Consider the following 12,973-nt stretch of genomic DNA (forward strand, 5'->3'; position numbering starts at 1 on the left):
TTATTTCACTTCCCACGTGATCGGTAAGTGGGCATTACTTTCTAAACGAGGGCGTCCTAGAATATCGCGTCGAATGACCACGACTTTGCCAAACGTAAACAACTTATTGACCGCTGGAAGCCAACCTGGTGCGTCGATTACTTTTTTAAGATTCTCAGATGCATTTTTTGGTAACCCTTCAGCAGAAAGCAGTCGTGGTCGCAAGCGCAACTGTCTAGGATTGTAGAACCCATCAACCTTCCACCGTCGAACTTCACCGAGTTCAGCTTGCATGCCGCCAACCTGACCATCAGTGAACGCCGTCATATCAACGAGTAGTTCGTCATCTTGAACGAACCAGCCAAGATACTCAGCTGTGCCATCAGCAAGTGCCTTGCGCAATTTTGGCTCGCATTGGCGAACACTCATGGTTTGTGGTGCGATCTCAGCAGTGAAAAGATCCTCGTGACGATGTTTCACGAGATCAATACCGTACACTCTTAACATCGCGTAAGCAGGCTTCTTTCCGCTGGTAATGCGATAAATACGAGCATGATGGAAGCTTGCACCAAGTTCAACATAGCCACCATTAACCGCCAAACAACCAGCACCGACTGGGAAGAAACCGATGCGATCATCAGCGTATAGACGTTTATCATGAATTCGGATCACGCGGTCTGGATTCGCTGGTAATCCTTCTTTCGGATCAAAATCAGGATCGCGAGTCAACGCACACCACAGCGCTTCAGAAGAAGCTCGGTCGATGTCTGTGACGCTGATCGCGTCGCCAACGCGTAGGTATTTTAACGCACCGATGGTTTCTTCGTGAACACGGCCATTGCCCAATCGGAGGCGCAGATTCGACGATACAACGATCCGATCTTGTTCCATTGCGTCGTTTAGCAATGCCACAAGCGCGTGCATACGCTTGATCCAGTTCTTCCACTCGCTGCGATGAGCCGCGTCTTTACCGGTATATTCTTTCCACTGTGGTGCTAGTCGGCGCAGTTCTTGATCGTGCTTTAAGTTGGAGCGCACCGCCAACGTTTCTGCCACATACGCAGACATCATGGCAATTACCGCAGCATCTACTGCGTGGTGGCGGCGATCCAAACGAGATTTTCCAACACCATCAATAAACTCAAGCTTCCCGCTAATACCAGATGCTTTGCGTGCCTCGGCAGTCAATGAGCCCTTAAACACACGAACCTTGGTGTCAGTGTTGTGGAAGTTTTGAGAAATTCGCGCGCGCAATTCATTCGCCATCCACGCAACGGATTCAATGGAACGATTATCAATTTCTTCGTCCATCGTGGTGCGGCGGAAACGATCAATAACCGCCTGTCGGAATTTATTGAAATCCTTTGTGCGCATACCTGGATCAACAAGCCAGTGACGCGTACGCTCAATGGCTTCTGCAACCGATACGCCTGGACGCTGGCATTGCTTGGCCCATACCGCAAACGGAATATTGCTCTTCTCACTATTGCATCGCTTACATGCAGCAATTAAGTTTTCACGCGTATTGGTCGAACCTTCGCCAGCACGAGGAACAATATGATCCATTTCGGAATTCGTGAAATTAATCGGGCTACCGCAATATGCGCATTGACCATTTTGGCGCTGAATCGATTGATACCTCCACAGATCTGCACTGCGTGGACGTCCCTCGATATTCAGCTGCTGTTGCATCTGTTCAACTAACGCAAGGTTACGCTTTGCACGATTTTGATTATCGCGATCAATTTGTCGAACTTGCGCTTCGCTCATAAACGATGCCCGAACGTGCTCAATATTCACAGATTCCGGCGCACCCCAGGTATCTTCAGCAGCTTGCAACCAACGCGCAACTGTTTTGAGCACACGGTCAACTGCAGGATTCCCCACTGGTTCGCCAATTGGTGGGGCAGGAGGTGCCCAATCTGGCTCAATATTGAACTCTGCACGCCGCGCGGTATACAGATCAACGCCTTCCTCTAACATCCGACGCGTCAACCGTCGCAATGTGTCCTCACTGTAGGCTGCGCGTCCAATTGGAAGATACAGTGCATCAAGCTTTGCATGATCATCATCAGAAAGATCAGCAAAGAACGCTTGTACTTTTGCACCTACCTCAGAATCAAAATCATCAACTTCAGCATTTGAAAGTGCTTTAATCATGGCATCTTGTTCAGCTGCGGAAGCCTGTTTCCACCACTGAACCAGTGGCTTGATCTTGCATCCTAAAATCCTACGGTTTGTATCGTGTGTTGGTGGTTTTGCACCAGCACGTTCACCGTCGTCAGTCATCGTTGCGGTGCCGAGTAAATGCCCGCGATCGATGCCGAGCACCTCAGCGATAGCAATCCACGAAGGCTCTTTGGTAACTGGCAACTCAATCAGATGGTTGTACACCAACATGAATTGCTCCTGCGTTAATGCAACTTTCGCATTTCCTTCGCGAATCCGTAAGTTACCAATCAACGCAGCTACGCGATATTTCTGGAACGCATCAGTTGCCTTTAACGCACGATAACGCTGCGGTTGCAGTGGATCTTTACCTGTACGGCTGGCTGCGGAACCTTTTGGTGATTCTGCCGCAAACACGTAATCAATGAGTGTATTTGTTAATTCACTGGTCAAGCCTTGCATCTTGGCAATTGCTTGAATCTCATTGGCAAAATCACTTTGCATTAAGCGGGCAGAGAGCAGGCCTTGTTCACCGCGTAGTTTCTGCTTGCCTAGTGCAACTGCAGTGACAATCTGCGCCAGCGAAACTGTTTCTGGGAATGGGCGTCCAATCAGCTTCGTGGATTCTTCCCGAATCTGCTCAAAACCAGCCGAAGGTGCAGCTGGGACATGCAAGGTATTGACCTTCATATAAGGATTTCGCCAACCGCGATGGCGTGCAATATGGCGCAACGCAATTGACAGCTTCTCGCCAAGTTCTGCTTGATCTTCAATCGGCGAAGAAATCAGTTCAGTACGAACTCGCCACGGATAAAACGGATCCTCATAGTCTTCGAATGGGGTAACTGGCCAGCCTTGCTGCTCCAAGAATGCATCCAGCTTTTGCAACCTGCGGCGCTTCCGGCGATACAACCGGCGTGTGCGGCGTGCAACGCCAGAAGATGCAAGCCTGGTAACGGCTGATTTGATTTGATCGGGGTCCAAGCCGGAATCGTGAATATGCGATACCGAGCTGAGGATCTTAATTGGCATGCCATCGGCATCAATTTCAAGCGCTGTTGTGCCTACTGAAAAGCTACCAACATCGATGCCAACCCTATAGCGAGTAGTGGCCATAGCCTGCTCCTTTTGCAATAAAAAAACCGACAATGTAAACATTGTCGGTGGAGCATTCAATCTCGGAAACAAGCCGAGACTTACTGAGGTTTAACTCTGATAAGAATATTATCTTCACCAGACAATGTTGTCAAGTAAAAATTTTAACAGCAGGGGGTAACATGGTGTAGGGGTTTGTTCGCACATGTGTTCTATATTGTGGTGTGGTGGTTGAACTCGCTGCATAGAGGCATATTTTTATGATTTTGCTGGCGCCAATTGACGTCGAAAAGCTGAGCTTATACCCAAAAATCTTGCGAAATGATGTACCCTTTCAGGTGACTATAACGAATGTTCCTGAGTGGACAATTCCTAACTATGTATAAGGGGAAACCAACGTGGGTGAATTCATCTATACGATGAAAAATGTGCGCAAGGCTATTGGCGATAAGGTTATTTTGGATAACGTCACCATGGCTTTTTACCCAGGCGCAAAAATCGGCGTCGTCGGCCCGAACGGTGCTGGTAAATCGTCGATTCTGAAGATCATGGCTGGTCTGGATCAGCCTTCTAATGGTGAAGCGTTCCTCGACCCAGGTGCCACCGTGGGAATCCTGTTGCAGGAACCACCATTGAATGAGGAAAAGACCGTACGTGAAAACGTCGAAGAAGGCCTTGGCCCGATCTTTGAAAAGAAGAAGCGTTTCGAAGCAATTGCCGAAGAAATGGCCACCAACTACACCGACGAGCTCATGGAAGAAATGGGCAAGCTGCAAGAAGAACTCGATGCAGCGGACGCCTGGGAAGTCGATTCCAAGATCGAGCAGGCAATGGAAGCACTGCGCTGCCCACCATCTGATTCTCCTGTGACCCACCTTTCTGGTGGTGAGCGTCGTCGCGTCGCATTAGCAAAGCTGCTACTTTCTGAGCCTGACCTGCTGCTTCTCGACGAGCCTACCAACCACCTCGATGCAGAATCAGTGCTCTGGTTAGAGCAACACCTTGCGAAGTATCCAGGTGCTGTTCTCGCCGTGACTCACGATCGTTACTTCCTGGATCACGTCGCGGGCTGGATCTGCGAAGTCGATCGCGGCAAGCTGTACCCATATGAAGGCAACTACTCCACCTACCTGGAGAAGAAGGCTGACCGCCTGGAAATTGCTGGTCAAAAGGATAAGAAGCTGCAAAAGCGTCTGAAGGATGAACTCGCATGGGTTCGTTCTGGTGCGAAGGCACGTCAGGCAAAGAACAAAGCGCGTCTGGCTCGCTACGAAGAAATGGTGGCAGAAGCCGAGCAGTTCAAGAAGCTTGATTTCGAAGAAATTCAAATCCCAACCCCACCTCGTTTGGGTGCGCAGGTTGTTGAAGTCAGCGCCTTGGAAAAGGGCTTCGACGGTCGCGTGCTGATTAAGGATCTGTCGTTCACCTTGCCACGAAACGGCATTGTTGGTGTGATTGGTCCAAACGGTGTGGGTAAGTCCACCCTGTTCAAGACGATCGTTGGTCTGGAACAACCAGACGCCGGTGAAGTCAAAGTTGGTCAGACCGTGAAGTTGTCGTATGTGGACCAGGGGCGTGAAAATATTGATCCAGAAAAGACCGTTTGGGAAGTAGTTTCCGACGGCCTGGATTATATTATCGTCGGCCAAAACGAAATGCCATCGCGTGCATATCTCTCCGCGTTCGGCTTCAAGGGCGCTGACCAGCAAAAGCCTTCGAAGGTGCTCTCCGGTGGTGAGCGTAACCGCTTGAACTTGGCATTGACCTTAAAGCAGGGCGGCAACTTGATCCTGCTCGACGAGCCTACCAACGACCTCGACGTGGAAACCTTGTCGTCACTGGAAAACGCGCTGCAGAAGTTCCCAGGTTGTGCCGTGGTCATTTCCCACGACCGCTGGTTCCTTGACCGCACCTGTACCCACATCCTGGCATGGGAAGGTAACGTTGCCGAAGGCCAGTGGTTCTGGTTTGAAGGCAACTTCGAAGATTACGAAAAGAACAAGGTTGAGCGCCTCGGCCCAGATGCTGCACGTCCATCACGTGTGACACACCGCAAGCTGACGCGCTAAGCGTATACCTTGACCCATTACAACCAAACCGCTAGCTAGACGTTACTGCGAGGAGACTACACAGTGCCGAAAGCTAGCGGTTTGTGCGTACTGTCAGCGCTGCTGCCTGGGGTGGCGCCGCCGTGCCTGGGGTTGCCGCCGCGCCTGGCGTGCCGTCGCTGCTGCTGCCACCATGCCGGAGCTGCGCCGCCGTCACCTCAACCGCAACCACTGCGCCACCTCAACCGCACCCTCGCACCACCACCAACCTCCGACTACGCGCGCACCGTCACCTGCCGTACACTTAACATTTGCCTCGCATCAACCAGATAGTAGAAACCATGACGCATTCTGAAAACCCAAGTATCAACACCGAACTGATCGCACTGCGGTGGGGCGATTTTGACCGTTTCCAGCACGTGACCAACTCCGCCTATATCGAGATCGCCCAAGAAGCACGCATGGCTTTTGCACAACGTGAATTCACCTCGCGCGGCCTGGAAATCCCTGCAGTGTTCGTGCGCAAAGTCGAGGCGGAATATCTCCGTCCGATCTTGCCGAACACCACGCATGTGCGGGTGGAAACACAAGTTGTTGAAATCGGCACGTCATCGTTTACTACTCGCCAAGAGCTTTACGACGCTACCAACACGCTCACCTGCATCATCGAGGTTGTCCAGATTGTGGTTGATCCAACAACGGCACGTCCGCGTGCATTAACACAACCGGAATTAAACGTGCTCACGATGGTGACTGAATAAGAGGCGTGCAGGAACGTATGAGTACTGAACCTATTGTTTTTGCTGCTGGCGAGGCAGGACTTCGCTCCTTATTACAACGTGCGGTTGGCCTGGATTCCCAGGCTCTCGTGCGTTTTCAAACTGGTGAACACGGTGTGGAAGCATTTGTGTCCACACCATTTGGGGTACTTGCAGCACGCCGAATCCAAGCCTCATTAGCACACGATGGCATGGTACTTTCGGCACAAGCAGTAGTAGAGCACACAAACCTGCGAACACTCGATGCAGCCTGGCAGTTTGGTGCATTGCCACCGGTCACTGGTTTTCAGCTACTGGATGAAATCCCTGCCAATGTGGTGTATACCTTGCATACACAAGGCCGGGATCTGGCAAAACAATTCTCCGGACCACTCGGCCCACCTGCATCATTGCTGGATCAAACAGTACTCAACGTGACAGGCGGGCACACGAGTGTGGAGGTCCCAATGCGCATGATTTTTGCCATGCACGCATTAGGTCTGATCCCAACCGTTGACGCACCAATAGAAATTCCACGTTATTTACGGGTATCTGCCGCTGGTAGGTGGGTGCGTATTGATGCACCTTTTGGCTCGGTGTATTACGCCCAAACGTTGAATCTTTTAACCTTTTAAGTGCTACTCAGCACGGTTGATCAGCATATAGGCAACTCGTTGCATATGCAGCCACATAGCTTCATAGTGTTCTTTCGACAGCGTGACGCTATTCATTGCGGTGCGCATCATTTCAAGCCAGCGCTCTGCTTCAGCTTCGCCAATCGAAAATGGGGCATGGCGCATACGCAGGCGTGGGTGGCCGCGCCTTTCACTGAAATCTTGTGGTCCACCCCAATATTGCACCAGGAACCAGCGCAAACGATTCTCAGCGCCTTCCCAATCATCATGCGGGTACATCGGCCCAATCAGATCATCGTTGCGGACCTGATTGTAAAATTCATGTACGACCTTAATAAAAAGATCCTCGCCACCAACAGCGTCGTAGAAGGATTCTGGGCCATTCGTCGGCGTTTGTGTGCCATCACCAAGTGGGGTAGTCATACCTGCTAAGTTTACGCCAGTTGGTCTGTGGCGTGTAGGCGGTCCAGCATCATTGATGGTTTCGTGAGGAACAAGGCGCAAGGCAGCGTCGTCAAGCAAGCAAAGAAAACCCCGCCTGAGCAGTACTCAAGCGGGGTAGACGAAGCTTAGTTAGCTGGCGTCAAACGCGCGGTTTCGCAATGCGCGCTGGACGCGAGACTGCTGCTCGGCAATAATGCGACGAATACCGCCGGCAAGATTGTCTTGCGCTAAGAACTCATCGGCACGTGCAATGCCGGCCTCGCTGATATTCCAACTTGGGAATAGGCCTTCGACGGCGGTCTGGGCAATCTCCGAGGTCAGATCCTGCCACAGCTGAGGCACAACCTCGTAATAGCGCTCATTGAATTGCTCCATGTAGCGATCGCGAGACAGTGCGGTTAAACCTGCCAGCTTGGCGCGGAAGATGGTATTGGAAAGATCTTTACCGGATTCGGTTAATTCGGCAAAGACGGTTGCTTTATTCTGGGCGGTGTTTTGTGCTGCTGCTGCACGTGCCGCCATGGCCTTACCATTTGCAGAAGGATCAAATTCTGCCACGGCCGCAATTGCGGAATCAACATCTTCGATTTCACCAGCAGCAACCAGTGCATGCAGCGCATTCCAGCGCAGCTGTGCATCATTGACTAAGCCTTCCAGTGGGCTTTCGCCAGCTAAAATTGCCTGGAACAAACTCGTGGTAGCTGGGATCAGCGGCAAGCGTGCGAGCTCGGTGACAAATGCAAGCTGCACGTCAGAGCCAGGAGCTGCTTGCTGCGCAGCCTCATAATGTGCTTGTGCAAGTAGCTGATTGCCTTCTGCTGCTGCCCACTGCGGATCCGCATAGACCTTCAAGGCCTGGGTTGCTTGGGCCAAAATGTGGTTGAGCACGGCAATGGAGGTTTCTTTGCGGGCACCACGGGCCACGAGGTTAATGAAATCACGTGCGCGCATCTTGCCGTCGCGAGTCATTTCCCAGGTTGCTGACCAGCACAGTGTGCGTGGCATCGCTGCAGAAATCTTATCAATATTGTGCACAACGAATTCCAACGAACGTTCGTCGAGCACAATCATGCAGTAGGTGAGATCATTATCATTGACCAAAACCAGATCTGCTGCGCTTTCACCGATGAGCTCTGGCAATTCCACGCGGGCACTGTCAATATCGAATTCGACCAAGTGGGTGCGCACAACTTCCTCGCCAACCAAGCTGTACAAGCCAACTGCCGCGCGGTGGGTACGCAATTCACCAGCCCCTGGTTGTGCACCTTCTTGGGTAATTGCAAAGGAGGAGTAGGCGCCGTTTTCAATAGTCACTTCCGCGCTGAGGCGGTTAATACCGGTGGTCTTCAGCCACTGGTTTGCCCAGTTGGAAAGATCGCGGCCAGACGCCTTTTCCAGTGCTGAAAGCAAATCAGCGAATGTAGCATTGCCGAAAGCATGGGTTGCAAAGTGTTCACGCACACCAGCAAAGAAAGCATCGCGGCCAACATATGCTTGTAGCTGCTTTAATACTGAAGCGCCCTTGGCGTAGGTAATACCGTCGAAGTTTTGCTCCACGGTTTCAATATCGCTGGCATCCGTTGAAATTGGGTGGGTGGAAGGCAGCTGATCTTCCTGGTACGCCCATGACTTTTCGGCATTGGCGAAGGTCACCCAAGCATCTTCATATTTCGTGGCTTCGGCCTGAGAAATGGCGGCACCCCAGGTTGCGAACGACTCGTTCAACCAGAGGTCATCCCACCACTTCATGGTGACGAGATCGCCAAACCACATGTGCGCCATTTCATGCAAAATTGTTTCACAGCGACGCTCGTAGGCATTTTGCGTGGTCTTGGAGGTGAAAATGTATTCGTCACGGAAGGTCACGGCACCAGCATTTTCCATAGCGCCGGCATTGAAATCTGGCACGAACAGCTGATCGTACTTGTTAAATGGATAGGCGATACCAAAATTCTGGTGGTAGAAATCGAAGCCCTGCTTGGTTTCGAGGAAAATCTCATCGGCATCCAGGTGCTCTGCCAAAGACTTGCGGCAGTAAATGCCGAGCGGAATCTGCAGTTCCGTTGGCTGATCGGCTGGTGTTTGTTCGTAGTGGGTCAGCTTGCCGTTCCAGAGGTTATTGACCACGTGGAAGTCACCAGCGCAGATGGCAATCAGGTAGGTGGAAAGTGGGTAATCAACCTTTGATTGGAATACGGAAACTTGGCCCTGGTTGGTGATCAGCTGTGGAGCATTGGTCACAACTTTCCAATGCGAAGGTGCTGTGACCGAAATATCGTAGGTAGCTTTGAGATCTGGCTGGTCGAAGCAGGCGAACACGCGCTTGGCATCAACTGGTTCAAATTGCGTGTAGAAGTACACTTCTTCATCCACTGGATCAACAAAGCGGTGCAGACCTTGGCCAGTGTGAGAATATTCGCAGGTAGCTTCGATTCGCAAGGTGTGTGGGCCTGCTGCAAGATCGGTGAGCGTAATACCATTGGTTGGGTCGTAGGCGCCGTCGACAAGCGGTACCGCGCTGGCAGTGATGTCAATGCCATTGAGCTCAACTTTTGCCACCTCAGTTGCGATGAGATCGATAAAGGTGGTGCCTGGTTCTTTGACAGTGAAGTTTACCGTTGTGGTTGACGGGAAGGTGTGCTCACCGGTGATGTCAACGGCAAAATCGTAATGTTGCACTGAGAGCAACGCGCTGCGCTGTTGTGCTTCCTCTTGCGTTAAGTTGAGTGATGACATAACTCTGCCTTTCCAACGAGATTAGGTTGTTCCCCCTACTTTACAAATAAAACGGAAGAAAAGGGGAGTGATGGTGCATATATTGCCTCGTACGTGGGTGATTATGGTGCAAGGAGATATGAACTTTTTTAAGATTCCTAGCGCCGAAACGTCAAACAGTGTCGCGGTATCTACTACACTTCGAGGTATGCGAGTTTACTTAGGAGCGGACCATGCAGGGTTCGATATGAAAAACATTATTGTGCGTCACCTTGAAGCTGCAGGTCATGAGGTTGTGGACTGCGGTGCTCACGTATACGACGCTGACGATGACTACCCAGCGTTTTGCATCGAGGCAGCTGCCCAGGTGGTTAATGATCCAGGCTCGTTGGGTATTGTGCTCGGTGGCTCTGGCAACGGTGAGCAAATTGCCGCGAATAAGGTTAAAGGTGCGCGTTGCGCGCTGGCGTGGTCGGTTGAGACTGCACGCCTGGCCCGTGAGCATAATAATGCGCAGCTGATTGGCATTGGCGGACGCATGCACTCCGAGGATGAAGTGCTCGCGATTGTCGATGCGTTCCTCGAGCAGCCTTGGAGCGAAGCAGAACGTCACCAGCGCCGCATTGATATTTTGTCGGATTTTGAAAAGACTGGCATCGCGCCGGAAATTTCCAAATACTAAGGCTTTACGACGCTAACCTCAAGGGGCACCTTCTTCTTCGCCGTGGATTCAGCGAGTGGTTGAAGATGCCCCTTAAGTGTTTAGAAATCGAAGTCGAAATCGAAGCCGCCGCTATCTCCGCCGCCGAAGAAACCACCGTCGAAGAAGCCACCTTCATCGCTACCGTCGAAGAAGCCGCCGTCTGTAGAGCCTGTATCACCGCCGCCAAAAAAGCCGCCGTCGAAGAAGCCGCTGTCGTCGCCTGCATCGATGCCTGCGTCGGCACCGGTATCAATGCCGGCATCGGTTGGGACAACGCCACTGACATCAGGAGTAGCGGCATGAGCTACACCTGCCATGCCATGGAACAGCGAACTATAAAGCATGGAAGCACCTGCGTACCAAATGCCGGTACGAAGCGCACTTGCCCACCAAGGCTCGGAGTACCAGCCGCGTGGCACTGGCTGGCCGGCAACCATACCACCAGGATAATAGTGCGGCGTTTGTTGCGACCACGCTGGTGCAGCGGTGACATTATGGTTTTCTTCAAGCTCGACAGTTCGTGTTTCAGTAACAGCTCCTGCTTGTTTTTGACCTTCTAGGGCGGGCAGTGCCGGACCTGTCGGTAATCCCATAATCTCTCGTGCAGCGTTGATGTAATGCAGTCCTTCGAGGGCAGATTCTCGTGCCAATGCTGCTTGGCGTACAGTTTGTGCGGTTCCAAGTTGGGTAGTTGCAGCAGTATGACGCTCAGCAGCATCTGCTAAAGCCTGTGCCGCGATACTGTCGGTGGAAGAGAGCGTGAGTACTTGACTACCGAGACGCTCAGTCCACCGGCGCGCATCGGCAAGAGCATCTGCCAAGCCATCTGTGGCAGTCAGTTGCGGAGAGGTAGTAGTGGTGCGATTGAGCACGAATACCGTAAGACCAACGACGATTGCGACTAATAATAAGACAGACACGAGTGGAACACCTTTCTTGAGGTCAGCATGCGTGACCTCCAAAAACAGAAGGTATGATGTGATACCGGCATGCGTGACCGGGGAGTGCTAGATCTTACTTGTAACAACGCTGGATATATGAGAAAAGTTCCTCATGCCATCATGATGATGTAGACGAAACTTCTGTAAAAACCAGAAACGTCACTGGTCAGAGTGGTCGACGTGGCGAGTTTTGGTCCACGCTTTTACTTCATCGGAATCCCAAAGTGTGAGACCGTGAAACTTTGTGACCGGCTCAGGTGCGCGACCGCGCCCTGCGTAGCTGGTAAATGTTCCGCGTGCAGTGCCAGAGTACTGTGCGCACTCTGCTGCGGTCCATAGCTCACGTCCGGAGATGGAATCGATGATTGTTGGCTTCATGTGCCTAACTATAATCGAGGCAATTTCAAAGAACTAACAGTGGGGTAAATCACGTTTCGGCAGATTCATGCCGAATAGAGGAGGAAAGAAATTGTAGAAAAGTGTCTACAGGGGTGCTGTGCGATTAGTTTGTCTAAACTAAGCAGCTTATCGGGTGGAAAAGATAAAGACCGAGGTGTGCGTTGCGTGATTTTTAACCAAAATAAGTTTGGTTAAGTGGACGTAAAATTCATCGCTGAGGATCTCCTATGGGGTACACATTCGGGGGCGATGGGCGGGAAAACGAGAACATGTGTGACCAAAAAGTGCCTGCCGCGTCGATGGTCTGGTTTTACTAGTGAGGAACATGGGTGAAGTGACGTGAGTGACAATGGTGCTGCAGTGGAATTGTAGACCTGGTGTGAATATGCATCTTGACGGTGAAAATTGCGCAACGCTACATGATGCGCTAAAGTGATCGATGCACAACGGATAGTTTCGCGTACTTTGTGTTTTTACATGCAGGTTTTCTGCACATATAAGCAATTCAAGTTCACTGAAATATCCACGTGGGAATGTCGTATAGTGGCTATTACCCCAGTCTTCCAAACTGGTGACGCGGGTTCGATTCCCGTCATTCCCTCCAATATTTTCACACTCATTACCTCAAGGATTATCTTCTCGGGAGGCAATGGGTGTTTTTTGATTCTCACGTTGATCCTTAAGTTCAAGTGGTTGATAGGCTACGCCGCGAATTTCAATGGAGTGTGACAATGCATGCTCTCATGGACTTTCTTCAATGGCAGTCATGCTTGCGAGTCATAAGTAAAAGCTTGTAGCTGGTGCATGCCCCTTCGCTGAAACCTTGATGGATGCTTGCTGAAGCATTGATTCCCCTTCGCTGAAATTCCGATGAATGGTAGCGCGGTTGTGTGTGCCGTATTGATGCGCGAGTTCGTCGATGTATCTAGGGCAGTATCAAGGCGCCGGTGTGTGGTGGTGAAATTGTGCCAAGGGGTTGGCGTCGCCGAGCAAATCTTGGCACGTGATTGTCGGAGACTTCAACGCTGTGCGTGAGTGTGCAAGCGTAGGCGAATGGTATGCATTGCGTATTTGTAGGATTGTGGCT

9 protein-coding genes and 1 tRNA gene are annotated in these 12,973 nt (G+C 51.4%); 5 read left to right on the forward strand and 5 right to left on the reverse strand.

Features of this window, described 5'->3' with window-relative positions:
* Positions 1-3,264 carry a type II CRISPR RNA-guided endonuclease Cas9 gene (cas9, locus tag NXS99_RS02885; RefSeq protein ID WP_259287171.1) on the reverse strand — a complete coding sequence of 1,088 codons (3,264 nt, stop codon included), beginning with the start codon at positions 3,262-3,264 and terminating at the stop codon, positions 1-3.
* Between the two features lie 377 nt (positions 3,265-3,641).
* On the opposite strand from cas9, the gene ettA reads away from it, so the two are divergent.
* The 3 genes from ettA (at position 3,642) to NXS99_RS02900 (ending at position 6,684) form a co-directional block, all read left to right on the forward strand.
* Entirely contained in the window at positions 3,642-5,312 is a 1,671-nt protein-coding gene (ettA, locus tag NXS99_RS02890) for an energy-dependent translational throttle protein EttA (RefSeq protein ID WP_259287172.1), read from the forward strand.
* A gap of 320 nt (positions 5,313-5,632) precedes the next feature.
* A complete protein-coding gene (locus NXS99_RS02895) occupies positions 5,633-6,052 on the forward strand; it encodes a thioesterase family protein (RefSeq protein WP_259287173.1) in 420 nt (139 codons plus the stop codon).
* Between the two features lie 17 nt (positions 6,053-6,069).
* Positions 6,070-6,684 carry a hypothetical protein gene (locus tag NXS99_RS02900; RefSeq protein ID WP_259287174.1) on the forward strand — a complete coding sequence of 205 codons (615 nt, stop codon included), beginning with the start codon at positions 6,070-6,072 and terminating at the stop codon, positions 6,682-6,684.
* A gap of 3 nt (positions 6,685-6,687) precedes the next feature.
* Here NXS99_RS02900 and NXS99_RS02905 read toward each other — a convergent pair whose 3' ends face one another.
* Positions 6,688-7,107: a globin gene (locus tag NXS99_RS02905; RefSeq protein WP_259287175.1), complete on the reverse strand. Its 420-nt coding sequence runs from the start codon at positions 7,105-7,107 to the stop codon at positions 6,688-6,690.
* Positions 7,108-7,257: 150 nt separating this feature from the next.
* A complete protein-coding gene (pepN, locus tag NXS99_RS02910; RefSeq protein ID WP_259287176.1) occupies positions 7,258-9,864 on the reverse strand; it encodes an aminopeptidase N in 2,607 nt (868 codons plus the stop codon).
* Between the two features lie 187 nt (positions 9,865-10,051).
* On the opposite strand from pepN, the gene NXS99_RS02915 reads away from it, so the two are divergent.
* The gene (locus tag NXS99_RS02915) at positions 10,052-10,525 is read left to right on the forward strand and encodes a ribose-5-phosphate isomerase (RefSeq protein WP_259287177.1); all 474 of its coding nucleotides are present in this window, start codon (positions 10,052-10,054) and stop codon (positions 10,523-10,525) included.
* Between the two features lie 80 nt (positions 10,526-10,605).
* Here the strand turns inward: NXS99_RS02915 and NXS99_RS02920 are convergent, their stop codons facing one another.
* Complete coding sequence (locus tag NXS99_RS02920) at positions 10,606-11,466, reverse strand: DUF1542 domain-containing protein (protein WP_259287178.1); 861 nt, start codon at positions 11,464-11,466, stop codon at positions 10,606-10,608.
* A gap of 180 nt (positions 11,467-11,646) precedes the next feature.
* Entirely contained in the window at positions 11,647-11,865 is a 219-nt protein-coding gene (locus tag NXS99_RS02925) for a hypothetical protein (protein ID WP_259287179.1), read from the reverse strand.
* Positions 11,866-12,415: 550 nt separating this feature from the next.
* Between NXS99_RS02925 and NXS99_RS02930 the strand changes: the two genes are divergently transcribed.
* Positions 12,416-12,490: transfer RNA gene (locus tag NXS99_RS02930), tRNA-Gly, on the forward strand.
* Positions 12,491-12,973 lie beyond the last annotated feature (483 nt).

The organism is Corynebacterium sp. HS2168-gen11 (assembly GCF_024834075.1).
In the GTDB taxonomy this organism is placed as follows: Bacteria; Actinomycetota; Actinomycetes; order Mycobacteriales; family Mycobacteriaceae; genus Corynebacterium.

What these genes read in the sequence shown, in the direction of transcription:
- cas9 (WP_259287171.1), bottom strand. Translation starts at nt 3,264, where the DNA reads ATGGCCACTACTCGCTATAGGGTTGGCATCGATGTTGGTAGCTTTTCA.
- NXS99_RS02895 (WP_259287173.1), top strand. Translation starts at nt 5,633, where the DNA reads ATGACGCATTCTGAAAACCCAAGTATCAACACCGAACTGATCGCACTG.
- NXS99_RS02900 (WP_259287174.1), top strand. Translation starts at nt 6,070, where the DNA reads ATGAGTACTGAACCTATTGTTTTTGCTGCTGGCGAGGCAGGACTTCGC.
- NXS99_RS02905 (WP_259287175.1), bottom strand. Translation starts at nt 7,107, where the DNA reads ATGACTACCCCACTTGGTGATGGCACACAAACGCCGACGAATGGCCCA.
- pepN (WP_259287176.1), bottom strand. Translation starts at nt 9,864, where the DNA reads ATGTCATCACTCAACTTAACGCAAGAGGAAGCACAACAGCGCAGCGCG.
- NXS99_RS02915 (WP_259287177.1), top strand. Translation starts at nt 10,052, where the DNA reads ATGCGAGTTTACTTAGGAGCGGACCATGCAGGGTTCGATATGAAAAAC.
- NXS99_RS02925 (WP_259287179.1), bottom strand. Translation starts at nt 11,865, where the DNA reads ATGAAGCCAACAATCATCGATTCCATCTCCGGACGTGAGCTATGGACC.